At 50.4% G+C, this 24,597-nt stretch carries 21 protein-coding genes and 2 pseudogenes; 17 read left to right on the top strand and 6 right to left on the bottom strand.

The features are described from left to right. Window positions 1-4: 4 nt before the first annotated feature. From DFR77_RS14500 to metX, 3 genes and pseudogenes are all read right to left on the bottom strand, one after another. A pseudogene (locus DFR77_RS14500) lies at window positions 5-946 on the bottom strand (NMB0938 family lipoprotein). 116 nt (window positions 947-1,062) lie between these two features. Next, on the bottom strand, window positions 1,063-1,644 hold the full coding sequence (gene metW, locus DFR77_RS03790) for a methionine biosynthesis protein MetW (protein ID WP_003688371.1): 582 nt from the start codon (window positions 1,642-1,644) through the stop codon (window positions 1,063-1,065). Continuing rightward, on the bottom strand, window positions 1,641-2,780 hold the full coding sequence (gene metX / locus DFR77_RS03785; RefSeq protein WP_003699859.1) for a homoserine O-succinyltransferase MetX: 1,140 nt from the start codon (window positions 2,778-2,780) through the stop codon (window positions 1,641-1,643). The genes metW and metX overlap by 4 nt, the downstream gene beginning before the upstream one ends. Before the next feature lie 142 nt (window positions 2,781-2,922). Here metX and DFR77_RS13290 point away from each other — a divergent pair, with 142 nt between their 5' ends. Then, the gene (locus tag DFR77_RS13290) at window positions 2,923-3,141 is read left to right on the top strand and encodes a protein MIGRI (RefSeq protein WP_003695121.1); all 219 of its coding nucleotides are present in this window, start codon (window positions 2,923-2,925) and stop codon (window positions 3,139-3,141) included. An 85-nt stretch (window positions 3,142-3,226) separates the two neighbouring features. On the opposite strand, the gene ykgO is transcribed toward DFR77_RS13290, so the two are convergent. Both ykgO and DFR77_RS03770 read right to left on the bottom strand, forming a co-directional pair. Next, window positions 3,227-3,352, bottom strand: a complete 126-nt coding sequence (gene ykgO / locus DFR77_RS03775) for a type B 50S ribosomal protein L36 (RefSeq protein ID WP_003688377.1) — start codon at window positions 3,350-3,352, stop codon at window positions 3,227-3,229. Next, window positions 3,352-3,627 carry a type B 50S ribosomal protein L31 gene (locus tag DFR77_RS03770; RefSeq protein ID WP_003688378.1) on the bottom strand — a complete coding sequence of 92 codons (276 nt, stop codon included), beginning with the start codon at window positions 3,625-3,627 and terminating at the stop codon, window positions 3,352-3,354. Before DFR77_RS03770 ends, ykgO begins: the two co-directional genes overlap by 1 nt. Window positions 3,628-3,825: 198 nt before the next feature. On the opposite strand from DFR77_RS03770, the gene metF reads away from it, so the two are divergent. From metF to sucD, 16 genes are all read left to right on the top strand, one after another. Then, the gene (gene metF / locus DFR77_RS03765; protein WP_113852042.1) at window positions 3,826-4,704 is read left to right on the top strand and encodes a methylenetetrahydrofolate reductase; all 879 of its coding nucleotides are present in this window, start codon (window positions 3,826-3,828) and stop codon (window positions 4,702-4,704) included. Between the two features lie 135 nt (window positions 4,705-4,839). Next, a complete protein-coding gene (metE, locus tag DFR77_RS03760; RefSeq protein WP_113852041.1) occupies window positions 4,840-7,116 on the top strand; it encodes a 5-methyltetrahydropteroyltriglutamate--homocysteine S-methyltransferase in 2,277 nt (758 codons plus the stop codon). Window positions 7,117-7,394: 278 nt separating this feature from the next. Further along, a complete protein-coding gene (locus tag DFR77_RS03750) occupies window positions 7,395-8,132 on the top strand; it encodes a redoxin family protein (protein WP_003688387.1) in 738 nt (245 codons plus the stop codon). Between the two features lie 248 nt (window positions 8,133-8,380). After that, window positions 8,381-9,784, top strand: coding sequence for a dihydrolipoyl dehydrogenase (locus DFR77_RS03745; protein WP_003688389.1), 1,404 nt, complete (start codon window positions 8,381-8,383; stop codon window positions 9,782-9,784). 286 nt (window positions 9,785-10,070) lie between these two features. Beyond that, the gene (gene sdhC, locus DFR77_RS03735; RefSeq protein WP_003688393.1) at window positions 10,071-10,448 is read left to right on the top strand and encodes a succinate dehydrogenase, cytochrome b556 subunit; all 378 of its coding nucleotides are present in this window, start codon (window positions 10,071-10,073) and stop codon (window positions 10,446-10,448) included. Continuing rightward, window positions 10,442-10,783, top strand: coding sequence for a succinate dehydrogenase, hydrophobic membrane anchor protein (gene sdhD / locus DFR77_RS03730; RefSeq protein WP_003688395.1), 342 nt, complete (start codon window positions 10,442-10,444; stop codon window positions 10,781-10,783). Before sdhC ends, sdhD begins: the two co-directional genes overlap by 7 nt. Window positions 10,784-10,785: 2 nt before the next feature. Further along, on the top strand, window positions 10,786-12,549 hold the full coding sequence (gene sdhA, locus DFR77_RS03725) for a succinate dehydrogenase flavoprotein subunit (RefSeq protein WP_003688397.1): 1,764 nt from the start codon (window positions 10,786-10,788) through the stop codon (window positions 12,547-12,549). A gap of 119 nt (window positions 12,550-12,668) precedes the next feature. Beyond that, entirely contained in the window at window positions 12,669-13,376 is a 708-nt protein-coding gene (locus tag DFR77_RS03720) for a succinate dehydrogenase iron-sulfur subunit (protein WP_003688398.1), read from the top strand. A gap of 3 nt (window positions 13,377-13,379) precedes the next feature. Next, window positions 13,380-13,628 carry an FAD assembly factor SdhE gene (locus DFR77_RS03715; protein ID WP_003688400.1) on the top strand — a complete coding sequence of 83 codons (249 nt, stop codon included), beginning with the start codon at window positions 13,380-13,382 and terminating at the stop codon, window positions 13,626-13,628. Between the two features lie 111 nt (window positions 13,629-13,739). Next, window positions 13,740-15,023 (top strand): citrate synthase, encoded by a 1,284-nt coding sequence (gltA, locus tag DFR77_RS03705; RefSeq protein WP_003688402.1) that lies wholly within the window; start codon window positions 13,740-13,742, stop codon window positions 15,021-15,023. A 204-nt stretch (window positions 15,024-15,227) separates the two neighbouring features. Beyond that, window positions 15,228-18,056 carry a 2-oxoglutarate dehydrogenase E1 component gene (locus DFR77_RS03700; protein ID WP_003691080.1) on the top strand — a complete coding sequence of 943 codons (2,829 nt, stop codon included), beginning with the start codon at window positions 15,228-15,230 and terminating at the stop codon, window positions 18,054-18,056. 99 nt (window positions 18,057-18,155) lie between these two features. Next, window positions 18,156-19,325 carry a 2-oxoglutarate dehydrogenase complex dihydrolipoyllysine-residue succinyltransferase gene (odhB, locus tag DFR77_RS03695; RefSeq protein ID WP_003693290.1) on the top strand — a complete coding sequence of 390 codons (1,170 nt, stop codon included), beginning with the start codon at window positions 18,156-18,158 and terminating at the stop codon, window positions 19,323-19,325. Window positions 19,326-19,585: 260 nt separating this feature from the next. Next, on the top strand, window positions 19,586-21,019 hold the full coding sequence (lpdA, locus tag DFR77_RS03690; protein WP_002217382.1) for a dihydrolipoyl dehydrogenase: 1,434 nt from the start codon (window positions 19,586-19,588) through the stop codon (window positions 21,017-21,019). A 119-nt stretch (window positions 21,020-21,138) separates the two neighbouring features. Beyond that, window positions 21,139-21,426, top strand: coding sequence for a hypothetical protein (locus DFR77_RS03685; RefSeq protein ID WP_003688407.1), 288 nt, complete (start codon window positions 21,139-21,141; stop codon window positions 21,424-21,426). Between the two features lie 71 nt (window positions 21,427-21,497). Beyond that, window positions 21,498-22,664: an ADP-forming succinate--CoA ligase subunit beta gene (gene sucC / locus DFR77_RS03680; RefSeq protein ID WP_003693287.1), complete on the top strand. Its 1,167-nt coding sequence runs from the start codon at window positions 21,498-21,500 to the stop codon at window positions 22,662-22,664. 10 nt (window positions 22,665-22,674) lie between these two features. Further along, complete coding sequence (gene sucD / locus DFR77_RS03675) at window positions 22,675-23,565, top strand: succinate--CoA ligase subunit alpha (protein ID WP_003693285.1); 891 nt, start codon at window positions 22,675-22,677, stop codon at window positions 23,563-23,565. Window positions 23,566-23,947: 382 nt separating this feature from the next. Here the strand turns inward: sucD and DFR77_RS03670 are convergent. Continuing rightward, window positions 23,948-24,334: pseudogene (locus DFR77_RS03670) on the bottom strand (transposase); the annotation flags it as partial. Window positions 24,335-24,597: the final 263 nt, after the last annotated feature.

The raw sequence follows: 24,597 nt of genomic DNA, 5'->3' as shown, positions 1-24,597 counted from the left end.
TTTTTTATATTCGCCCCGTGTTTGGATTGAAGTATAGTGGATTAAATTTAAACCAGTACAGCGTTGCCTCGCCTTGCCGTACTATCTGTACTGTCTTCGGCTTCGTCGCCTTGTCCTGATTTAAATTTAATCTACTATAGATATTTTTTTCGTAAACGACAATACGCGTGATTTTGCCATTTTCGTCAAAATGGATGTCTAAAAACGGTTTGTCGGGATTGCGTTCACGGTTGGACAGCCGGAAGAGTGATTGGTTTTCAAGCATTTCTCCGTGCATTTTCAGATAGCCGGGCAATTGGCCGATGTATTGGAAATTGCCGCCAAGTCCGTTGTTGTGCCGGTTCAAATAGGCAGATGTTGCCGAAACTTCAAAATAACGTGCGCGTTTCGGTTCCTCGCCTTGTCCGCGGGTTTTTTGACTGCCTTGTGTCAGCAGCAGCGTCGCTTCTCGGAGGCGGCGTTCCTGTTCCATTATGGCATCTTGTGCCTGCCGGCTGATGGTGCGCGTTCCGTAACGCAAGTCTTCGATTGCCAGCATGATTTTCTGATGGTAGTCGGGATCTTCAGGGCGGATGTCGGGAAACAGCAGCCGCTGTATGTTGTCATAGCCGCCGCCGGGTAAGCCGAAACGGGTTTCCAGTTCGTTATGGGAAAGGGCAAACAGACAGTCCGAGTCGATGTGTTCGGCGATTTGCTGTATGAGATCGCCAATGCCGGCGGCGGGGTGCAGGCCGGTGCAATTTCACAGTGGCGCGCTTTCTGCCTGCTTGACGTTATCAGGGGCGGATGCGGCCGGTTGCAAATCGGTTTGGGAAGAAGCCGATGACGCGGAAGACGAAGCGGCGGATGCGCCGTTTTCTTTCGTTTTATCTTCTTTGCTCGGGGAACGCGCGGCCAGCATGATTGCGGCAAGCCATAAGGGAAGTGATGACGTTTTGTTTTTCATTCTATTGTCTCCAATATTGAAAAGGCCGTCTGAAAACCTGCCGTTTCATTTTTCAGACGGACTGTTGTTAATAGAACCGAGAAACCCGTTATTGCCGACAAGGTTTTCAACCTGTCTTACCCGACGCGGTAAAACGCAAGGCTGCCCAAAAGGTTGGGGAAATGTTTGACCTGTCTGTTGCCCGTCATCACGGCGCGTTCGAGGACGCGGATATTGTTTTTGGCGCACAACAAATCAAAGTCTTTGAGCGTGCACCAATGGATATTGGGCGTGTCGTACCAATGGTAGGGCATACGTTCGGAAACCGGCATATGTCCGCCGAGTGCGATTTGGACGCGGTTGCGCCAGTAGCCGAAATTCGGGAAACTGACGATTGCCTGTTTGGCGAGGCGCATCAGGCAGCGCAGGATTTTTTCGGTATTCTGCATCGCTTGGATGGTTTGGCTCAAAACAATCACATCAAAACTTTGATCGTTGAATGCGGTCAACCCTTCTTCCAAATCGGCTTGGATAACATTTACGCCGCGCGACATCGCAGCAATCACGTTGTCGGTGTCGATTTCGATGCCGTAGCCGCTGCATTTTTTGTGTTCCGCCAAAGCCGCCAGCAATTCGCCGTCGCCGCAGCCCAAGTCTAAGACGCGGCTGCCTTCGGGTATCCGGTCGTAAATCAGTTGCAAATCATCGCGCAGGTTCATAATCGGCAATCCTTGTCAACATTGTTCATATAAGCCGTTACGGCGCGCATATAGGCTTCGTCTTCCATTAAAAAGGCATCGTGCCCGTGTGCGGACTTGACTTCGATATACTGCACGGATTTTTGGGCGGCAATCAGTGCCTTGACCAGTTCGTGCGAACGTTCGGGCGCGAAACGCCAGTCGGTGCTGAAGCTGGCGACAAAGAATTTTGCCTGCACATCCTGCACGGCGCGAGTCAGGCTGTTGCCGAAATCCGCCGCCGGATCGAAATAGTCCAAAGCTTTGGTCATCAGCAAATATGTATTAGCATCAAACCGCCCGACGAATTTGTCGCCTTGATAGCGGAGATAGGATTCTACTTCAAATTCAACGCTATAGCCGTATTGATAGCCGTTGGAACGCAAATCGCGTCCGAATTTTTTGCCCAAACCGTCTTCGGCAAGATACGTAATGTGTCCCATCATACGGGCAATCCGCAAACCGCGCGCGGGAACGGTGTTGTGGCTGCGGTAATGTCCTTCATTGAAATCGGGGTCGGTCAAAATCGCCTGACGTGCTACATCATTAAACGCGATATTTTGCGTGGACAGTTTCGGCGCAGACGCAATCACCAAGGCGTGGCGCACACGTTCGGGATAGGAAATCGCCCACTGCAAAGCCTGCATGCCGCCCAAGCTGCCGCCGACAACCGCCGCCCATTGTTCGATGCCGAGATAATCGGCAAGCGCGGCTTGTGATTTTACCCAGTCCTTCACCGTAACCATCGGAAAATCCGCGCCGTATTCCCTGCCCGTTTCAGGATTGATCGACAAAGGCCCGCTGCTGCCGTCGCAGCCGCCCAGATTGTTCAACCCGACCACGAAAAAACGTTCCGTATCAATCGGTTTTCCGGGACCGACCATATTGTCCCACCAGCCCGTATATTTATCCTCCGCCGAATGCTTGCCCGCAACGTGATGGTTGCCCGACAGCGCGTGGCAGATTAAAACCGCATTGTTTTTTTCAGCATTCAGCTCGCCGTAGGTTTCAATCATCAGATCGAAACGCGGCAAAGTTTTACCGTTTTCCAAAACCAGCGGCATTTCAAACGGAATTTTTTGGGGCGTTACAATGCCCACCGAGGTATTTTGACTCATATCCTGTTCCAACAAATGCGGCGAAAAGCGTTATTATATCGCAAACGGCATGACTTTTTGACACGGTCGGACAAGCAGCCTGACGCGCTGAAACATCCTTTCCCATGCCGCCGCGCCCGAACCATACTTTTCGCTTCCCGACATGATAGGCAGACTTTTCCGTATTTTTTTCTTTTTCGCACTTGCCGCGCTGATTATCAACCGCCTCTTTAGCCGCAGGCAGAAACGTGTCCTGCGCGAAGTCGCCGAAATCAGCGCATGGGTACTGCTCGGTGCAGCCGCCGCGACGCTGTTTTGGTATCTGTTTATGCTGTATTTCAAACACATTCCGGATTCGTATCGACGGAAAAATGCCGTCTGAAACGCATTTTTCTGTTTCAGACGGCATATTTGAAAAGGGCTTGCGGTAGGAGGGGCTTTACAACCGAAGCAGGAAGGGCAGGGGGTCAGCGTTGGCGCGATTTAAAACGCGGATTGCTTTTGCAGATGACGTACACTTTGCCCCTGCGTCTGACGATTTGGCAGTCGCGGTGGCGTTGTTTGGCGGTTTTGAGCGAAGACAGAACCTGCATTATTTGTCCTTTCTAAACGATGACATGACGGATTGGAAACGTTGGTTGAACTTGCTGGCACGGCCTTCGGTATTGACGTTACGCTGTTTGCCGGTATAGACGGGATGTGAGGAAGAGGAAGTATCTAAGGAAAAGAGCGGATATTCTTTGCCGTCTGTCCAAACCATTGTTTTTCCGTGCGTTCCGGCGCAAGAACGAATCAGCCAGCCTTCATTGGCACTGCTGTCGAAAAAAAGGACGGTTCGATAATTGTCAGGATGAATATTCGGTTTCATATATTGCCTTGCTTGAAGTGTTATAACATAACAAACTTTATCATAATTTAGAAGGCTTGTACAAGAAAAGCGTATAGTTTTTGCTAAATATTAAAAATTTTCATCATAAACCTGAAAATTTTGAAATTGACTCATATTCGGTGCAACCTTATCATACCGCCTGAAACATCATGTAAAAGATAACGAAGGTATGCAGATATGAATTATGCAAAAGAAATCAATGCGTTAAACAACAGCCTTTCCGATTTGAAAGGCAACATCAACGTTTCGTTTGAATTTTTCCCGCCGAAAAACGAACAAATGGAAACGATGCTGTGGGATTCCATCCACCGTCTGCAAACCCTGCATCCCAAGTTCGTATCCGTAACTTACGGCGCAAACTCCGGCGAACGCGACCGCACGCACGGCATCGTCAAACGCATCAAACAGGAAATCGGTTCGGAAGCAGCTCCGCACCTGACCGGCATCGATGCATCCCACGACGAATTGCGCCAAATCGCCAAAGACTATTGGGACAGCGGTATCCGCCGCATCGTTGCCCTGCGTGGCGACGAGCCGGCCGGTTATGAGAAAAAACCGTTTTACGCCGAAGACTTGGTTAAGCTATTACGCTCCGTCGCCGACTTCGACATCTCTGTAGCAGCATACCCCGAAGTACATCCCGAAGCGAAATCCGCACAAGCCGACCTGATTAATCTGAAGCGCAAAATCGATGCGGGCGCGAACCACGTCATCACCCAATTCTTCTTCGATGTGGAACGCTACCTGCGCTTCCGCGACCGCTGCGTGATGTTGGGCATCGACGTCGAAATCGTTCCCGGCATCCTGCCTGTTACCAACTTCAAGCAACTCGGCAAAATGGCACAAGTAACCAACGTCAAAATCCCGAAATGGCTGTCGCAAATGTATGAAGGCTTGGACGACGACCAAGGCACGCGCAACCTCGTCGCCGCCAGTATCGCCATCGATATGGTTAAAGTCCTGTCCCGCGAAGGCGTGAAAGATTTCCACTTCTACACGCTCAACCGCAGCGAGCTGACTTACGCCATCTGCCATATTTTAGGCGCGCGCCCTTAAAGCCGAAAACGGCTTCAGACAGCATCCGAGGCCGTCTGAAAAGCAAAACGCCGCCCTATCCGAGCCATTCTGATTTACAATACCGGCCGATTCGGATTGAACCGGTCCTTACAAAATCCAACTGGAGAGTTCAACATGACAACATTACATTTCTCAGGCTTCCCGCGTGTCGGCGCCTTCCGTGAATTGAAATTCGCCCAAGAAAAATACTGGCGCAAAGAGATCAGTGAACAAGAGCTGCTCGACGTTGCCAAAGACCTGCGCGAGAAAAACTGGAAACACCAAGCTGCTGCCAACGCTGATTACGTTGCTGTAGGTGATTTCACTTTCTACGATCACATCCTCGACCTGCAAGTTGCCACCGGCGCGATTCCCGCCCGTTTCGGCTTCGATAGCCAAAACCTGCCTTTGGAACAATTCTTCCAACTGGCGCGCGGCAACAAAGACCAATTCGCCATCGAAATGACCAAATGGTTCGACACCAACTACCACTACCTGGTGCCTGAATTCCATGCCGATACCGAATTCAAAGCCAACGCCAAACACTACGTTCAACAACTGCAAGAAGCCCAAACTTTGGGCTTGAAAGCCAAACCGACCGTTGTCGGTCCTTTGACTTTCCTGTGGGTGGGTAAAGAAAAAGGCTCCGTTGAATTCGACCGTCTGAGCCTGTTGCCTAAACTGTTGCCTGTTTACGTTGAAATCCTGACTGCTTTGGTTGAAGCCGGTGCCGAGTGGATTCAAATCGACGAGCCTGCTTTGGCTGTCGATCTGCCTAAAGAATGGGTAGAAGCATACAAAGACGTTTACGCTACTTTGAACAAAGTAAGCGCCAAAATCCTGTTGGGCACTTACTTCGGTTCTGTTGCCGAACACGCCGCATTGTTGAAATCCCTGCCTGTTGACGGCCTGCACATCGACTTGGTACGCGCACCCGAGCAACTGGACGCGTTCGCCGGCTACGACAAAGTCCTGTCTGCCGGCGTGATTGACGGCCGCAACATTTGGCGCGCCAACCTGAACAAAGTTTTGGAAACCGTCGGGCCTCTGCAAGCCAAACTGGGCGAGCGTTTGTGGATTTCCAGCTCTTGCTCGCTGCTGCACACTCCGTTTGACTTGTCAGTCGAAGAAAAACTGAAAGCCAACAAACCCGACCTGTACTCTTGGTTGGCATTCACTCTGCAAAAAACCCAAGAATTGCGTGTTCTGAAAGCCGCATTGAATGAAGGCCGTGATTCTGTTGCCGAAGAACTGGCCGCCAGCCAAGCTGCTGCCGACTCCCGTGCCAACAGCAGTGAAATCCACCGTGCAAACGTTGCCAAACGCTTGGCCGACCTGCCTGTCAACGCAGACCAACGCAAATCACCGTTTGCCGACCGTATCAAAGCGCAACAAGCATGGTTGAACCTGCCTCTGCTGCCGACGACCAACATTGGTTCTTTCCCGCAAACTACCGAAATCCGCCAAGCACGCGCAGCCTTCAAAAAAGGCGAACTGTCTGCCTCCGATTACGAAGCCGCAATGAAAAAAGAAATCGCCTTGGTGGTTGAAGAGCAAGAAAAACTGGACTTGGACGTACTGGTGCACGGCGAAGCCGAGCGTAACGACATGGTCGAATACTTCGGCGAACTGTTGAGCGGTTTTGCATTCACCCAATACGGCTGGGTGCAAAGCTACGGCTCACGCTGCGTTAAACCACCTATCATCTTCGGTGACGTAAGCCGTCCTGAAGCTATGACTGTCGCTTGGTCTACTTACGCACAAAACCTGACCAAACGCCCGATGAAAGGTATGTTGACCGGTCCTGTAACCATTCTGCAATGGTCTTTCGTCCGCAACGATATTCCGCGCGCTACCGTGTGCAAACAAATCGCACTGGCTCTGAACGACGAAGTATTGGATCTGGAAAAAGCCGGCATTAAAGTCATCCAAATTGACGAACCTGCCATCCGCGAAGGTCTTCCTTTGAAACGTGCCGATTGGGATGCCTACCTGAACTGGGCGGGCGAATCCTTCCGCCTATCCTCTGCAGGTTGCGAAGACAGCACTCAAATCCACACTCATATGTGCTACTCTGAGTTCAACGACATCCTGCCTGCGATTGCTGCAATGGATGCGGACGTGATCACCATTGAGACTTCACGTTCCGACATGGAACTCTTGGCTGCGTTCGGCGAATTCAAATACCCGAACGACATCGGCCCGGGCGTTTACGACATCCACAGCCTGCGCGTACCGACAGAAGCCGAAGTGGAACACCTGTTGCGCAAAGCCATTGAGGTTGTTCCGGTTGAGCGTCTGTGGGTTAACCCGGACTGCGGCCTGAAAACACGCGGCTGGAAAGAAACTCTGGAACAGCTTCAAGTAATGATGAACGTAACCCGCAAACTGCGTGCCGAATTGGCGAAATAAGCCGAGACCGTATGAACAAATGCCGTCTGAAAGCCTTTCAGACGGCATTTTGTCCTGAGTTGCGGCGCAGGGGAGCAGTTGCCGGAAAATCTTTTCATTGCAGCTTGTTTTTCTCTAATTCGGCTTTATATGTTGGGAACAGGCAAATCGGAGTTGTATTTGATAGTTTTAAATAATTTATATTATTTAAACTATAAATTATACAAATCATTTTGCATGGGGTAGAATGCGCGGCGATTCACAATTATTTCTCAAACCAATCTATTAAGGAGCTCAAAATGGCTTTACAAGATCGTACCGGTCAAAAAGTACCTTCCGTAGTATTCCGCACCCGCGTCGGCGACACTTGGAAAGATGTGTCTACCGATGATTTGTTCAAAGGCAAAAAAGTAGTCGTATTCTCCCTGCCCGGTGCATTTACCCCGACTTGTTCTTCTTCACACCTGCCGCGTTACAACGAATTGTTCGGCGCGTTCAAAGAAAACGGCGTTGACGCAATCTGCTGCGTATCTGTAAACGATACTTTCGTAATGAACGCTTGGGCTGCCGAAGAAGAATCAGACAACATCTACATGATTCCTGACGGCAACGGCGAATTTACCGAAGGTATGGGTATGCTGGTCGGTAAAGAAGACTTGGGCTTCGGCAAACGCTCTTGGCGTTACTCCATGCTGGTTAACGACGGCGTGGTTGAAAAAATGTTCATCGAACCTGAAGAACCGGGCGATCCTTTCAAAGTATCCGATGCAGATACTATGCTGAAATTCGTTGCTCCCGATTGGAAGGCTCAAGAGTCTGTGGCAATTTTCACTAAACCAGGTTGCCAATTCTGTGCCAAAGTCAAACAAGCTTTGCAAGACAAAGGTTTGTCTTACGAAGAAATCGTATTGGGCAAAGATGCAACCGTTACTTCCGTTCGCGCTATTACCGGCAAGATGACTGCCCCTCAAGTCTTCATCGGCGGCAAATACATCGGCGGCAGCGAAGATTTGGAAGCTTACTTGGCTAAAAACTGATAGCTGTTTGCTTAAGGCAGTTTGATTAAACTGTCTGATATACCGGATAGAGTTATTCGGGCGGTTCTATACTGCCGCTCCGAATAACTCTATATTTACAAGAAGATTTGGATATTGTCGCACTCAATCGAAATTTTGTTTTTATTTATCTGAATAATGTTTTTGATTGGGAAGATATTTAAATGCTGTCTGAAACCGATATGTTCTGTGTCGGCAATGTTTCAGACGAAAACGGAAGGACAAAGATTATGAAAAAAATTCAAGCGGATATCGTCGTAATCGGCGGCGGTACTGCCGGTATGGGTGCGTTTCGCAATGCCCGTTTACATTCGGATAATGTTTACCTGATTGAAAACAATGTGTTCGGCACAACCTGCGCGCGCGTGGGCTGTATGCCTTCCAAACTCTTGATTGCCGCCGCAGAAGCGCGTCACCACGCATTGCATACCGACCCCTTCGGCGTGCATTTGGACAAAGACAGCATCGTCGTCAACGGAGAAGAGGTTATGCGGCGCGTCAAATCCGAGCGCGACCGTTTTGTCGGCTTTGTCGTTACCGATGTGGAAGAATGGCCTGCCGACAAGCGCATCATGGGCTCGGCTAAATTCATCGACGAGCATACCGTCCAAATCGACGACCATATCCAAATTGCGGCAAAAAGTTTCGTGATTGCTACCGGTTCGCGTCCCGTCATCCTGCCGCAGTGGCAGTCTTTGGGCGACCGTTTGATTATCAACGACGACGTTTTCTCGTGGGATACGCTGCCTAAGCGCGTTGCCGTGTTCGGGCCGGGCGTTATCGGTTTGGAACTGGGTCAGGCATTGCACCGTTTGGGTGTGAAAGTTGAAATTTTCGGTTTGGGCGGAATCATCGGCGGCATTTCCGACCCCGTTGTTTCAGACGAGGCGAAAGCCGTGTTCGGAGAAGAATTGAAACTGCATCTGGATGCTAAAACCGAGGTCAAACTCGACGCAGACGGCAATGTAGAAGTCCATTGGGAGCAGGATGGCGAAAAAGGCGTATTTGTTGCCGAATATATGTTGGCAGCCGTAGGTCGCCGTCCGAACGTTGACAATATCGGTTTGGAAAACATCAATATCGACAAAGACGCGCGCGGCGTACCCGTTGCCGATCCGCTGACCATGCAGACCAGCATTCCGCATATCTTTATTGCGGGCGACGCGTCCAACCAACTGCCCCTGCTGCATGAAGCCGCCGACCAAGGTAAGATTGCCGGCGATAACGCGGGCCGCTACCCGAATATCGGCAGCGGTTTGCGCCGCAGCACCATTGGCGTGGTGTTTACCAGTCCGCAAATCGGCTTTGTCGGTTTGAAATACGCGCAGGTTGCCGCGCAATACCAAGCCGACGAATTTGTCATCGGCGAAGTATCGTTCAAAAATCAAGGTCGCAGCCGCGTGATGCTGGTAAACAAAGGCCATATGCGCCTGTATGCCGAAAAAGCCACCGGCCGCTTTATCGGCGCGGAAATCGTAGGCCCTGCCGCCGAACATTTGGCTCACTTGTTGGCATGGGCGCATCAAATGAAGATGACCGTTCCGCAAATGCTGGATATGCCGTTCTACCATCCTGTTATCGAGGAAGGTCTGCGTACCGCGTTGCGCGATGCCGATGCGAAATTGAAAGCCTGACCGATATGGCAAAACAATGCCGCCTGAAATTTTTTTCAGACGGCATTTTATTTTTGGGGATGGGGTTGGGGGTCGGATGCTGATACCGTGTCGGGAAGGGAGCGGCAAAACTAAAAATCTTTCTTTTAATCTGCTGTTTCCACGCGTGTTTGTCAAAATCTATCAGTTTGTTTTTAAAATACACTGTTCAAAATGGGATAAAACAGGTAAATTAACGTTGATGTAACCCAGTGTAGCAATGGGTTTACGGTTTTTGAGTCGATATATAACTACAGAGGAATTGACTATGTCTGTCAAACTGCGTCCTGTTTATCTGGATTTGCCGAACATCCGTCTGCCGATACCCGGGATAGTTTCCATCCTTCACCGCATTAGCGGGGTCGGGCTGTTTATTATGCTGCCTTTCCTGCTGTATTTTCTGTCCGGTACCCTGAGTCAAGAGTCTGCATTTGAAACTTACCGTGCCATTGTTTCCCATCCTTTGGTCAAGCTGGTTTTAATCGGTATATTGTGGGCTTATCTGCACCATTCTCTCGCCGGTATCCGCTTTTTATTTTTGGATGCGCACAAAGGCCTTGAGCTGAATACTGCGCGCAATACCGCTAAAGCCGTATTTGCTTCTGCATTGGTTTTGACTGTCGTTTTGGGAGCGTTGTTATGGTAGAACGTAAATTGACCGGTGCCCATTACGGTTTGCGCGATTGGGTAATGCAGCGTGCGACTGCGGTTATTATGTTGATTTATACCGTTGCACTTTTAGTGGTTCTATTTGCCCTGCCTAAAGAATATCCGGCATGGCAGGCATTTTTTAGTCAAGCTTGGGTAAAAGTATTTACCCAAGTGAGCTTTATCGCCGTATTCTTGCACGCTTGGGTGGGTATCCGCGATTTGTGGATGGACTATATCAAACCCTTCGGCGTGCGTTTGTTTTTGCAGGTTGCCACCATTGTCTGGCTGGTCGGCTGCCTCGTGTATTCAGTTAAAGTGATTTGGGGGTAAGTATGGGTTTTCCTGTTCGCAAGTTTGATGCCGTGATTGTCGGCGGTGGCGGTGCAGGTTTACGTGCAGCCCTCCAATTATCCAAATCCGGTTTGAATTGTGCCGTTTTGTCTAAAGTGTTCCCGACCCGCTCGCATACCGTAGCGGCGCAGGGCGGTATTTCCGCCTCTCTGGGTAATGTGCAGGAGGACCGTTGGGACTGGCACATGTACGATACCGTGAAAGGTTCCGACTGGCTGGGCGACCAAGATGCGATTGAGTTTATGTGTCGCGCTGCGCCTGAAGCGGTGATTGAGTTGGAACACATGGGTATGCCTTTTGACCGCGTTGAAAGCGGCAAAATTTATCAGCGTCCTTTCGGCGGACATACTGCCGAACATGGTAAACGTGCGGTAGAACGTGCATGTGCGGTTGCCGACCGTACCGGTCATGCGATGTTGCATACTTTGTACCAACAAAACGTCCGTGCCAATACACAATTCTTTGTGGAATGGACGGCGCAAGATTTGATTCGTGATGAAAACGGCGATGTCGTCGGCGTAACCGCCATGGAAATGGAAACGGGCGAAGTTTATATTTTCCACGCCAAGGCCGTGATGTTTGCTACCGGTGGCGGCGGTCGTATTTATGCTTCTTCTACCAATGCTTATATGAATACCGGTGACGGTTTGGGCATTTGCGCCCGTGCGGGCATTCCGTTGGAAGATATGGAATTCTGGCAATTCCACCCGACCGGCGTGGCGGGTGCGGGCGTGTTGATTACCGAAGGCGTACGCGGCGAGGGCGGTATTCTGTTGAACGCCGACGGCGAACGCTTTATGGAACGCTATGCGCCGACCGTAAAAGACTTGGCTTCTCGCGACGTGGTTTCACGCGCGATGGCGATGGAAATCTATGAAGGTCGCGGCTGTGGTAAAAACAAAGACCACGTCTTACTGAAAATCGACCATATCGGTGCAGAAAAAATTATGGAAAAACTGCCGGGCATCCGCGAGATTTCCATTCAGTTTGCCGGTATCGATCCGATTAAAGACCCGATTCCGGTTGTGCCGACTACCCACTATATGATGGGCGGCATTCCGACCAATTATCACGGTGAAGTTGTTGTTCCGCAAGGCGACGAGTACGAAGTACCTGTAAAAGGCCTGTATGCCGCAGGTGAGTGCGCCTGTGCTTCCGTACACGGTGCGAACCGTTTGGGTACGAACTCCCTGCTGGACTTGGTGGTGTTCGGCAAAGCTGCCGGTGACAGCATGATTAAATTCATCAAAGAGCAAAGCGATTGGAAACCTCTGCCTGCTAATGCCGGTGAGTTGACCCGCCAACGTATCGAGCGTTTGGACAGTCAAACCGATGGTGAAAACGTTGATGCATTGCGTCGCGAACTGCAACGCTCCGTACAACTGCACGCCGGCGTGTTCCGTACCGATGAGATTCTGAGCAAAGGCGTTCAAGAAATCATGGCGATTGCCGAGCGTGTGAAACGTACCGAAATCAAAGACAAGAGCAAAGTGTGGAATACCGCGCGTATCGAAGCTTTGGAATTGGATAACCTGATTGAAGTGGCGAAAGCGACTTTGGTGTCTGCCGAAGCACGTAAAGAATCACGCGGTGCGCACGCTTCAGACGACCATCCTGAGCGCGATGACGAAAATTGGATGAAACACACCCTGTATCATTCGGACACCAATACCTTGTCTTACAAACCGGTACACACCAAGCCTTTGAGCGTGGAATACATCAAACCGGCCAAACGCGTTTATTGATGCGTTTTCAGACGGTCTTCGCCTCAAAGGTCGTCTGAAACCTAACCATACCCACATTGAACTGCTTGAATTTATAATACAAAATCATTGGGCAGTTGATGAGAAAAGGAACACTTCTCATGGAAAAAATGAGTTTTGAAATTTACCGTTACAACCCGGACGTTGATGCCAAGCCTTATATGCAGCGTTACGAGTTGGAATTGGAACCGACCGACGTGAAACTTTTGGACGCTTTGGTACGCCTGAAAGCACAAGACGATACCTTGTCTTTCCGCCGCTCCTGCCGCGAAGGGATTTGCGGATCGGACGGTATGAACATCAACGGCAAAAACGGCTTGGCGTGTCTGACCGATTTACGCAGCTTGAAACAGCCTGTCAAAATCCGCCCGCTGCCCGGTCTGCCCGTCATCCGCGACCTGATTGTGGATATGACCCAGTTCTTCAAACAATACCATTCCGTCAAACCTTATGTTGTTAACGACAATCCGATTGATGCGGACAAAGAGCGTCTGCAAACTCAGGAAGAGCGCAAAGAGTTGGATGGTTTGTACGAATGTATTTTGTGCGCCTGCTGTTCGACCGCCTGTCCGTCATTCTGGTGGAATCCCGACAAATTCGTCGGTCCGTCCGGCTTGCTGAACGCCTACCGCTTCATTGCGGACAGCCGAGATACCATCACTAATGAGCGTTTGGATAATTTGAACGATCCGTACCGTTTGTTCCGCTGCCACACCATTATGAACTGCGTAGACGTATGCCCCAAACACTTGAATCCGACCCGGGCCATCGGTAAGATTAAAGAGATTATGTTGAAACGGGTTGTTTAAGAAATGATGGTTTTTGACGACATTGCCAAACGGAAAATCCGTTTTCAAACCCGCCGGGGATTGTTGGAACTAGATTTAATCTTCGGCAGGTTTATGGAAAAAGAATTCGAGCATTTGAGCGATAAAGAGCTGTCCGAGTTTTCCGAAATCCTTGAATTTCAAGATCAAGAATTGCTTGCCTTGATTCACGGGCATTCGGAAACGGACAAAGGGCACCTTATCCCGATGCTTGAAAAAATCAGACGGGCATGAGGCATCTGAAATTTGTCTGAGGGCAGATTTCAAAATGCAAAGGCCGTCTGAAAGCAAAGAACGTGCTGCGGATGCAGTAACGTGGGTTATAACTTGCAAAGGAGCGATAATATGTCCAAATCAATCAAACTCAACGTACCGGGTCGGGCAGGTTTGGAGCTGCCGGTATTGGAAGCCAGCATCGGGCATGATGTGGTTGACATTCGGGGGCTGACAAAAAATACAGGTTTGTTTGCCTTCGACCCCGGATTTGTTTCAACCGCAAGCTGTGAGTCTAAAATTACTTACATCGACGGCGATCAAGGCTTGCTTTATTATCGCGGATACCCCATCGAGCAGCTGGCCGAAAAGTCCGATTATTTGGAAGTCTGCTACCTGTTGATTTACGGCGAACTGCCGACTCCCGAGCAAAAGGCAGAATTTGACAATACAGTCCGCCGCCACACGATGGTGCATGAACAGCTGACTTGGTTCTTCCGGGGTTTCCGCCGCGACGCGCATCCGATGGCGATGATGGTCGGCGTGGTCGGCGCGCTGTCTGCGTTCTACCAAGACAGCTTGGACATTACTAATCCCGAACACCGCAAAATCGCGATTTACCGCCTTATTTCCAAAATCCCGACCATTGCGGCAATGTGTTACCGCTATTCAAACGGTCTGCCGTTCAATTATCCGAAGAATAATCTTTCTTATTCCGAAAACTTCCTTCATATGATGTTTGCCACACCGTGTGAAGACTACAAACCTAATCCCGTTTTGGCACGCGCACTCGACCGCATCTTTATTTTGCATGCCGACCACGAGCAAAACGCCTCAACTTCAACCGTCCGTCTGGCAGGCTCTTCGGGTGCGAACCCGTTTGCCTGTATTGCTGCCGGTATCGCCTGCCTGTGGGGTGCTTCGCACGGCGGTGCGAACGAAGCCGTGTTGAAAATGCTGGATGAAATCGGCGATGTGTCCAATGTTGCCGCATACATGGAAGGCGTGAAACAGCGCAAATACCGCCTGATGGGCTTCGGACACCGGGTATACCGCAATATGGATCCGCGTGCCAGCATTATGCGCGAAACCTGCTATGAAGTTTTGAAGGAATTGGGCTTGGAAGACAGTCCGAAATTCAAACTGGCGATGGAATTGGAACAGATTGCGCTGAAAGACCCGTTCTTTATCGAACGCAAACTGTATCCCAATGTCGATTTCTATTCCGGCATCGTCCTGTCCGCGCTGGGCATCCCGACCGAAATGTTTACCGTCATCTTCGCCCTGTCGCGCAGCGTGGGCTGGATTTCGCACTGGCACGAGATGATTAGCGATCCTTCGCTGAAAATCGGCCGCCCGCGCCAGCTTTATACCGGTTCGGAACGCCGCGATTATGTGCCGGCAGGCGAGAGGTAACATACATTAATATATTGTCAAACAGGCAATATCAGAGAACCGGATTGTTTCCTGAATCCGTCTGATTGTAGTCGGATGAAATCAAGACAAGCAATCCGGTTTAAAATAGGGTAGAATAAAATGTCTTTTCAGACGGCATCAGTTCAGCCGTCAGGACGCGGACTTCTACCCTTTGTTTATATTTTAAAGAAAAGAGCGCACGCCATGATGGACGAAAAACTCAATTTCTCTTATCTGTTCGGTTCGAACGCACCCTACATTGAGGAATTGTACGAGGCTTTTTTGGAAAACCCCGATGCGGTTGATGAAAAATGGAAGCAGTATTTCACCGATTTGAGCAAACAGCCGGGGACGGTTGCTGTCGATGTCGCACACACACCGATTCGCGAATCATTTGTTACTTTGGCGAAAAAGAAAATTGCATCTGCCGTTGCGGGCGGTGCGGATGAGGCAATGCTGAAAAAGCAAGTCAGCGTTTTACGGCTGATTTCTGCCTATCGTATCCAAGGCGTGGGTGCGGCCCAACTTGATCCGCTCAAACGTATCCCTCCGCGCGATATTGAAGCCCTCGATCCGAAATTCCACGGTCTGTCAGATGCCGATATGGCGCTTCGATTCAATATGGGCGAGGGTGATTTTGCCAATCGCGGCAAACTGCCCTTGTCCCAAATCATCAGCAACCTCAAACAAACCTACTGCGGCCACATCGCATTGGAATATATCTATATTCCCAATACCGAAGAGCGCCGTTGGGTACGCAACTATTTTGAAAGCGTATTGTCCACACCGCATTACAATGCCGATCAAAAACGCCGTATCTTGAAAGAGATGACCGCTGCCGAGACTTTGGAACGTTATCTGCATACCAAATATGTCGGTCAGAAACGTTTCGGTGTCGAAGGCGGCGAAAGCGCGATTGCCGGTTTGAACTACCTGATTCAAAACGCCGGTAAGGACGGCGTGGAAGAAGTCATCATCGGTATGGCGCACCGTGGCCGTCTGAATGTTTTGGTGAACATTTTGGGCAAAAAACCCGGCGATTTGTTTGCCGAATTTGAAGGCCGTGCCGAAATCAAACTGCCTAGTGGCGACGTGAAATACCATATGGGCTTCAGCTCCGATATTGCCACCCCTCACGGCCCGATGCACGTTTCTTTGGCGTTCAACCCGTCACACTTGGAAATCGTCAATCCGGTAGTGGAAGGTTCTGCACGCGCCAAACAAAAACGTTTGGGCGAAAACGGCCGCGATAAAGTCTTGCCGGTATTGATTCACGGCGATTCCGCATTTATCGGTTTGGGTGTCAACCAAGCAACATTCAACCTGTCTAAAACGCGCGGTTATACCACAGGCGGTACGGTCCATATCGTCATCAACAACCAAATCGGCTTTACCACTTCCGATATCCGCGATACCCGTTCAACCGTACACTGTACCGATATCGCAAAAATGGTTTCCGCTCCGGTTATCCATGTGAACGGCGATGATCCCGAACGCGTTTGCTTTGCCATTCAAGCCGCTTTGGATTACCGCAAAAAATTCCATAAAGACATCGTAATCGACGTTGTCTGCTACCGTAAATGGGGTCACAACGAGGGCGATGATCCGACTTTGACCCAACCGATGATGTACAAAAAAGTATCGCAACATCCGGGTGCGCGTGCTTTGTACACCGAGCAACTGATTGCCGAAGGCGTGGTAACTCAAGTTGAGGCCGACGGTTACATCCAAGCCTACCGTGATGCTTTGGACAAAGGCGAACATGTTGAGCAAACAACGTTGAGCAACTTCCAACGCACACAAATCGACTGGAGCAAATACCAAGGTAAAGATTGGCGCGAAAAAATCGAAACCGGTTTGCCTGCCGCCGACATTGAGCGTCTTACTGAGAAATTCACCGCTGTACCGGAAGGCTTTGCCCTGCATCCGACTGCAAAACGTGTGATCGAAGCGCGTAAAGCCATGGCATCCGGCAAACAAGCCATCGACTGGGGTATGGCCGAAACCCTCGCATACGCAAGCCTGCTGACCAAAGGTCATGGCGTGCGTATCTCCGGTGAGGACTCCGGCCGCGGTACATTCTCACACCGTCATGCCGTTCTGCACGATCAAAAACGCGAAAAATGGGACGACGGTACTTATGTTCCTCTTCGCAACATGGGCGAAGGCTTGGGCGAGTTCCTGGTTATCGACTCTATCTTGAACGAAGAAGCCGTGATGGCGTTCGAGTACGGCTTTGCCTGCTCCGCTCCTGACAAGCTGACCATTTGGGAAGCTCAATTCGGTGACTTCGCCAACGGCGCGCAAGTAACTATTGATCAATTCCTGTCTTCAGGCGAAACCAAGTGGGGTCGCTTGTGCGGTCTGACCACCATCCTGCCGCACGGCTACGACGGTCAAGGCCCTGAACACTCTTCTGCACGCGTAGAACGTTGGTTGCAACTGTGTTCTGAGAACAATATGCAAGTCATCATGCCGTCTGAAGCGTCGCAAATGTTCCATCTCTTGCAACGCCAAGTCTTGGGTTCATACCGCAAACCGCTGGTGATTTTCATGTCCAAACGCCTGTTGCGCTTCAAAGGTGCAATGAGCCCGCTGGAAAACTTCACCGAAGGTTCGACTTTCCGTCCGGTTATTGGTGATACCGCCGAACGCGCAAGCAACGACAGCGTGAAACGCGTGGTATTGTGTGCCGGTCAGGTTTACTATGACTTGGAAGCCGGTCGAGCCGAACGTAAACTGGAAGATGATGTCGCTATCGTCCGCGTTGAGCAGCTGTATCCGTTCCCATACGACGAGGTTAAAGCCGAACTGGCGAAATATCCGAACGCAAAATCTGTGGTTTGGGCGCAAGAAGAGCCGAAAAACCAAGGCGCGTTCTACCAAATCCGCCACCGCATCGAAGACGTTATCAGCGAAGAGCAAAAACTGTCTTATGCCGGCCGTCCAAGCAGCGCATCGCCTGCAGTGGGCTACTCAAGCAAACACATTGCTCAATTGAAACAATTGGTTGAAGACGCTTTGGCGTTATAAACCAAGTAGCATTCCGTCTGAGTCTGCTCAGGCGGAATGCCCATATGCAGAATTAAAAACACACAACAGGCCGTCTGAAAGGGCCATTGGAGACACAAAATGATTATTGATGTAAAAGTACCTATGCTGTCTGAAAGCGTATCTGAAGGCACACTCTTGGAATGGAAGAAAAAAGTTGGCGAAGCAGTTGCCCGTGACGAAATCCTGATCGATATCGAAACGGACAAAGTGGTTTTGGAAGTACCTTCTCCACAAGCCGGCGTATTGGTTGAAATCGTAGCGCAAGACGGTGAAACCGTTGTTGCCGACCAAGTTTTGGCCCGTATCGATACAGCTGCTACTGTCGCTGCTGAAGCACCTGCAGCCGCTCCTGCCGAAGCTGCCCCGGCTGCCGTTCCTGCTGCTGCACAAAACAACGCCGCTATGCCTGCCGCTGCAAAACTGGCTGCCGAGACCAGTGTTGACGTGAACGTATTGCAAGGTTCCGGCCGTGACGGTCGCGTATTGAAAGAAGACGTACAAAATGCCGCTGCCAAACCTGCCCCTGCCGTTGCACTTCCTGCCGGCGCACGTCCTGAAGAACGCGTACCAATGAGCCGCCTGCGTGCCCGTGTTGCAGAACGCCTCTTGGCTTCTCAACAAGAAAACGCCATTCTGACTACATTCAACGAAGTCAACATGAAACCGATCATGGACTTGCGTGCGAAGTACAAAGAAAAATTCGAGAAAGAACACGGCGTAAAACTGGGCTTTATGTCCTTCTTCGTTAAAGCCGCTGTTGCCGCCCTGAAAAAATACCCGATTGTGAATGCTTCTGTTGACGGCAAAGACATTGTGTACCACGGCTACTTCGACATCGGTATCGCAATTGGCAGCCCACGCGGTTTGGTTGTACCAATCCTGCGCGATGCCGACCAAATGAGCATTGCCGACATCGAACAAGCAATTGTTGATTACGCGAAAAAAGCCAAAGACGGCAAAATCGCTATCGAAGACCTGACCGGCGGTACATTCAGTATTACCAACGGCGGTACTTTCGGTTCTATGATGTCCACCCCGATCATCAACCCGCCTCAATCTGCGATTTTGGGTATGCACGCCACTAAAGAGCGCGCTGTGGTTGAAAACGGCCAAGTTGTTGTCCGTCCAATGATGTATCTGGCTCTGTCTTACGACCACCGTATCATTGACGGCCGCGAAGCTGTATTGACCTTGGTAGCCATTAAAGACGCGTTGGAAGACCCGGTCCGCCTGTTGTTGGATCTGTAATCGTTTCAGACGGCTTTTTATTTGTTAATGAAAAGGCCGTCTGAATTTTTATTTAGATGTAGCGTAATGTAGTATCGTGCTACAATAGGCTCAACGAACGATTGAGGCCGTCTGAAACATTTGATTCGAATGAATCGGCAGATATGGACTTTCAGACGGCTTTTTCTTAAAACCATCAAAACGCAGTCATTCAAAATAAAAAAAGAAACGAAAAGTATCGTTTTTATTTTGAGATACTGCTAAAAGCAAAGGATGACACGATGTCTCAATATGATGTAGTAGTGATTGGTGCAGGTCCGGGCGGATACGTTGCCGCCATCCGTGCCGCACAACTGGGTTTCAAAACTGCCTGTGTCGATGCAGGCGTTAACAAAGCAGGCAATGCCCCTGCATTGGGCGGTACTTGCTTGAACGTAGGCTGTATCCCTTCTAAAGCCCTGTTGCAATCCAGCGAACATTTCCACGCTGCGCAACACGATTTTGCCGAACACGGTATCACTGTCGGCGACGTAAAATTTGACGCGGCCAAAATGATTGAGCGCAAAGATGCCATCGTGACCAAACTGACCGGCGGCGTGAAATTCCTGTTCCAAAAAAACAAAGTAACCAGCCTGTTCGGTACTGCTTCCTTTGCCGGTAAAAATGGCGATGCTTACCAAATTGAAGTCGATAACAAAGGCGAGAAAACCGTTATCGAAGCCAAACACGTCATCGTAGCAACCGGTTCCGTACCGCGTCCGTTGCCGCAAGTCGCTATCGACAACGTGAACGTATTGGACAACGAAGGCGCATTGAACCTGACCGAAGTACCTGCCAAACTCGGCGTAATCGGTTCCGGTGTGATTGGTTTGGAAATGGGTTCCGTATGGAACCGCGTGGGTGCGGAAGTTACCATTCTTGAAGCCGCGCCGACCTTCCTGGCTGCCGCCGACCAACAAATCGCCAAAGAAGCCTTCAAATACTTCACCAAAGAGCAAGGTCTGAGCATCGAATTGGGTGTGAAAATCGGCGACATCAAGTCTGAAGGCAAAGGTGTTTCCGTTGCTTACGAAACTGCTGCCGGCGAAGCCAAAACCGAAGTATTCGACAAACTGATCGTTGCCATCGGCCGTATTCCAAACACCAAAGGCCTGAACGCGGAAGCCGTAGGCTTGGAAAAAGACGAGCGCGGCTTTATCAAAGTGGATGGCGAATGCCGTACCAACCTGCCTAACGTATGGGCAATCGGCGACGTGGTTCGCGGCCCGATGTTGGCACACAAAGCCAGCGACGAAGGCGTTGCCGTTGCCGAGCGCATTGCCGGTCAAAAACCGCATATCGACTTCAACAACGTACCGTTTGTGATTTACACCGACCCTGAAATCGCTTGGGTGGGTAAAACCGAAGAGCAGCTCAAAGCCGAAGGCGTGGAGTACAAAAAAGGTACTTCAGGTTTCGGTGCAAACGGCCGTGCATTGGCAATGGGCAAAGCCAAAGGTACGGTTAAAGTGTTGGCAGATGCCAAAACCGACCGTATCTTGGGCGTACACATGATCGGCCCGGTTGTCAGCGAATTGGTTACCGAAGGCGTGACTGCGCTCGAATTCTTCGCCAGCAGCGAAGATATCGCCCGTATTATCCATGCCCACCCAACCTTGTCCGAAGTGGTTCACGAAGCTGCATTGGCGGCCGACAAACGCGCTTTGCACGGTTGATAGACATTAAGGCCGTCTGAAATTTTCAGACGGCCTTAAGGCCTCCGGCAAATTGAATGTTCCGAGAGCTTCGTTTTCTGATTTATAATTCCGTCAGACAAACAGCATTTACATTCATTATGAACAAAGAAATAGTCGGTATTTTCTTTATACCGATGGGCATCATCAGCATGTGTATGGCCGCATTGTGGCAGATGTATGTGATGATGACCGAAACTTATACGCTCAACCGTTTCAAAGATAAAGAATTGGTTTGGCGCGTGGCATTGTTGTTTATCAGTTTCAGCCTTGCCGTTTATCTGCTCTGTCCGAATTCGCGTAAAAAAGGCATCGTCTTTTTTATTCTCGGGGGAGGCGGTGCAGTCATGTATCTGCTGGCGCGGATGTGGTTGCCCTTCAGTAAATAGTAGGACCGTCTGAAAATATGGGATTGGCCGCAGGGCGATTCCTAAAACCCACTCACCTTAAGGAGAAATCCATGAATTTACACGAGTATCAGGCTAAAGAACTGCTGGCTAGCTACGGTTTGCCCGTACAAGGCGGTATTTTGGCGCACAACGGCGAAGAAGCCGCTGCAGCTTACGACAAATTGGGCGGCAAATTCGCTGTTGTCAAAGCACAGGTACACGCCGGCGGCCGCGGTAAAGCGGGCGGCGTAAAAGTCGTTAACAGCCGCGAAAAAGCCAAAGAAGTGGCTGAAAGCCTGATTGGCACCAACTTGGTAACTTACCAAACCGATGCCAACGGCCAACCTGTCAACAGCGTTTTGGTTTGCGAAGACATGTACCCTGTTCAAACCGAGCTGTACTTGGGCGCAGTGGTTGACCGTTCTACCCGCCGCGTTACATTCATGGCTTCTACCGAAGGCGGCGTGGAAATCGAAAAAGTTGCTGCTGAAACTCCAGAAAAAATCTTCAAAGTAACCGTTGATCCGCTGGTCGGCCTGCAACCTTGCCAAGCTCGCGAAGTTGCCTTCCAACTGGGCTTGAAAGACAAACAAATCAACGAGTTCGCCAAACTGATGACCGGCGCGTACAAAGCGTTTGTCGAAAACGACTTCGCCCTGTTTGAAGTCAACCCGCTGGCAGTTCGCGAAAACGGCGCACTGGCTTGCGTGGACGGCAAAATCGGCATCGACAGCAACGCGCTCTACCGCCTGCCAAAAATCGCTGAATTGCGCGACAAATCTCAAGAAAACGAACGTGAACTGAAAGCTTCTGAATTCGACCTGAACTATGTTGCCCTGGAAGGCAAAATCGGCTGTATGGTTAACGGTGCCGGTTTGGCGATGGCCACCATGGACATCATCAAACTCAAAGGCGGCCAACCTGCCAACTTCTTGGACGTTGGCGGCGGCGCAACCAAAGACCGCGTGGTTGAAGCGTTCAAACTGATTTTGGAAGACAAATCCGTTAAAGGCGTATTGATCAACATCTTCGGCGGTATCGTACGTTGCGACATGATTGCGGAAGCCATCGTGGCAGCCGTTAAAGAAATCAACGTCAACGTTCCTGTCGTTGTTCGTTTGGAAGGCAACAACGCCGAACTCGGCGCGAAAATCCTGAACGAATCAGGTCTGAAACTGACTTCTGCAGACGGTCTGAATGACGCAGCCGAAAAAATTGTTGCAGCCGTAAACGCCTAAGGAGAAAAGAATGAGCGTATTGATTAATAAAGACACTAAAGTATTGGTTCAAGGTTTCACCGGTAAAAACGGTACTTTCCACTCCGAACAAGCTCTGGCTTACGGCACTAAAGTTGTCGGCGGCGTTACCCCAGGCAAAGGCGGTCAAACCCACCTAGACCTGCCTGTATTCAACACCATGAAAGAAGCCGTTAAAGAAACCGGCGCTGACGCATCCGTGATTTACGTTCCCGCTCCGTTTGTGTTGGATTCTATCGTTGAAGCCGTTGATTCAGGCGTAGGCTTGGTCGTTGTGATTACCGAAGGCGTTCCAACTCTGGACATGCTCAAAGCCAAACGTTACTTGGAAACCAACGGCAACGGTACCCGCTTGGTCGGCCCTAACTGCCCGGGCGTGATTACTCCGGGCGAGTGCAAAATCGGCATTATGCCGGGCCACATCCACACTCCGGGCCGCATCGGTATTATTTCCCGTTCCGGTACATTGACTTACGAAGCCGTGGCACAAACCACCAACCTGGGCTTGGGTCAATCAACCTGTATCGGTATCGGCGGCGACCCGATTCCTGGTATGAACCAAATCGACGCACTGAAACTCTTCCAAGAAGACCCAGATACCGATGCCATCATCATGATTGGTGAAATCGGTGGTACTGCGGAAGAAGAAGCAGCCGAATACATCCAATCCAACGTAACCAAACCTGTTGTCGGTTACATCGCCGGTGTTACCGCTCCTAAAGGCAAACGCATGGGCCACGCCGGTGCGATTATCTCCGGCGGTAAAGGTACTGCCGAAGAAAAATTCGCCGCGTTTGAAAAAGCCGGTATCGCCTACACCCGCAGCCCTGCCGAGTTGGGCACGACGATGCTGGAAGTGTTGAAAGCAAAAGGTTTGGCATAATCAGGTTTGACAACTGATTGAACATCAAATGCCGTCTGAAACCGGAAATCGGGTTTCAGACGGCATTTTGTTTGTCATTTCAAAAAGAGGCAGCCTCAACATACTCACATTATTTTTGCCCTTTGAGGCAGTCAGAATATAGTGGATTAAAAACAAAATAGTACAACACTCGACGTTGAAGGTTTAACCATGGCATACTCTGCGGACTTAAGAAACAAAGCTTTAAACCATAGCGGATTAACAAAAATCAGGACAAGGCGGCGGGCCGCAGACGGTACAAATGGTACGGAACCGATCCGCCCGGTGCTCCATCACCTTAGGGAATCGTTCCCTTTGGGCCGGGGCGGGGCAACGCCGTACCGGTTTTTGTTAATTCGCTATACAGCAGGCGTTGGTGGAAATCCCGAATAAGCGGTTCAAAACGTGTCGCTGCCGCGGCAGCCATATACAGCGCCTTACGCACCGCAGACCTTCCGCCGAAGCAGCGGCTTTTGAATTTGGTTTCCCCGCTCTCCCTCGGGTGCGGGGCAATGCCGACCAAACCCGCTATCCGTTTGTGCGACAGCCGCCCCAATTCGGGCAGCATCGCCATCAGCGTAGCCGTCGTTATCGAACCGATGCCTTTGATTTGCTCCGCCACTTGGGCTTTGCCGTCAAAATGCGTGCGGGTGTGGTTGTCGATTTGTTTGTCCGATTCGTCAATCAGCCGGTCAAAACGGGCAATCAGTTGTTTGACGCTTTCGACTTGCGTTTCGTGAACCTGATGCAGACATTTTGTAATAGCTGCCATTACGCCTACTAGGATATATACCTTCTATATATAGTGAATTAACAAAAACCGGTACGGCGTTGCCCCGCCCCGGCCCAAAGGGAACGATTCCCTAAGGTAATGAAGCACCGGGCGAACCGGTTCCGTACCATTTGTACTGCCTGCGGTCCGCCGCCTTGTCCTGATTTTTGTTAATTCACTATATTTTTCCATTTCCGATTCATTGGTACGCAAATGGGTGGCAAGATACAGATTACACGGTG

The organism is Neisseria gonorrhoeae (genome assembly GCF_003315235.1).
In the GTDB taxonomy this organism is placed as follows: Bacteria; Pseudomonadota; Gammaproteobacteria; order Burkholderiales; family Neisseriaceae; genus Neisseria; species Neisseria gonorrhoeae.
This window is presented reverse-complemented; position numbering and strand designations above follow the sequence as displayed.

Coding starts and splice junctions, on each gene's coding strand:
- metW (WP_003688371.1), bottom strand. CDS start 1,644: ATGAACCTGCGCGATGATTTGCAACTGATTTACGACCGGATACCCGAA.
- metX (WP_003699859.1), bottom strand. CDS start 2,780: ATGAGTCAAAATACCTCGGTGGGCATTGTAACGCCCCAAAAAATTCCG.
- DFR77_RS13290 (WP_003695121.1), top strand. CDS start 2,923: ATGATAGGCAGACTTTTCCGTATTTTTTTCTTTTTCGCACTTGCCGCG.
- ykgO (WP_003688377.1), bottom strand. CDS start 3,352: ATGCAGGTTCTGTCTTCGCTCAAAACCGCCAAACAACGCCACCGCGAC.
- DFR77_RS03770 (WP_003688378.1), bottom strand. CDS start 3,627: ATGAAACCGAATATTCATCCTGACAATTATCGAACCGTCCTTTTTTTC.
- metF (WP_113852042.1), top strand. CDS start 3,826: ATGAATTATGCAAAAGAAATCAATGCGTTAAACAACAGCCTTTCCGAT.
- metE (WP_113852041.1), top strand. CDS start 4,840: ATGACAACATTACATTTCTCAGGCTTCCCGCGTGTCGGCGCCTTCCGT.
- DFR77_RS03750 (WP_003688387.1), top strand. CDS start 7,395: ATGGCTTTACAAGATCGTACCGGTCAAAAAGTACCTTCCGTAGTATTC.
- DFR77_RS03745 (WP_003688389.1), top strand. CDS start 8,381: ATGAAAAAAATTCAAGCGGATATCGTCGTAATCGGCGGCGGTACTGCC.
- sdhC (WP_003688393.1), top strand. CDS start 10,071: ATGTCTGTCAAACTGCGTCCTGTTTATCTGGATTTGCCGAACATCCGT.
- sdhD (WP_003688395.1), top strand. CDS start 10,442: ATGGTAGAACGTAAATTGACCGGTGCCCATTACGGTTTGCGCGATTGG.
- sdhA (WP_003688397.1), top strand. CDS start 10,786: ATGGGTTTTCCTGTTCGCAAGTTTGATGCCGTGATTGTCGGCGGTGGC.
- DFR77_RS03720 (WP_003688398.1), top strand. CDS start 12,669: ATGGAAAAAATGAGTTTTGAAATTTACCGTTACAACCCGGACGTTGAT.
- DFR77_RS03715 (WP_003688400.1), top strand. CDS start 13,380: ATGATGGTTTTTGACGACATTGCCAAACGGAAAATCCGTTTTCAAACC.
- gltA (WP_003688402.1), top strand. CDS start 13,740: ATGTCCAAATCAATCAAACTCAACGTACCGGGTCGGGCAGGTTTGGAG.
- DFR77_RS03700 (WP_003691080.1), top strand. CDS start 15,228: ATGATGGACGAAAAACTCAATTTCTCTTATCTGTTCGGTTCGAACGCA.
- odhB (WP_003693290.1), top strand. CDS start 18,156: ATGATTATTGATGTAAAAGTACCTATGCTGTCTGAAAGCGTATCTGAA.
- lpdA (WP_002217382.1), top strand. CDS start 19,586: ATGTCTCAATATGATGTAGTAGTGATTGGTGCAGGTCCGGGCGGATAC.
- DFR77_RS03685 (WP_003688407.1), top strand. CDS start 21,139: ATGAACAAAGAAATAGTCGGTATTTTCTTTATACCGATGGGCATCATC.
- sucC (WP_003693287.1), top strand. CDS start 21,498: ATGAATTTACACGAGTATCAGGCTAAAGAACTGCTGGCTAGCTACGGT.
- sucD (WP_003693285.1), top strand. CDS start 22,675: ATGAGCGTATTGATTAATAAAGACACTAAAGTATTGGTTCAAGGTTTC.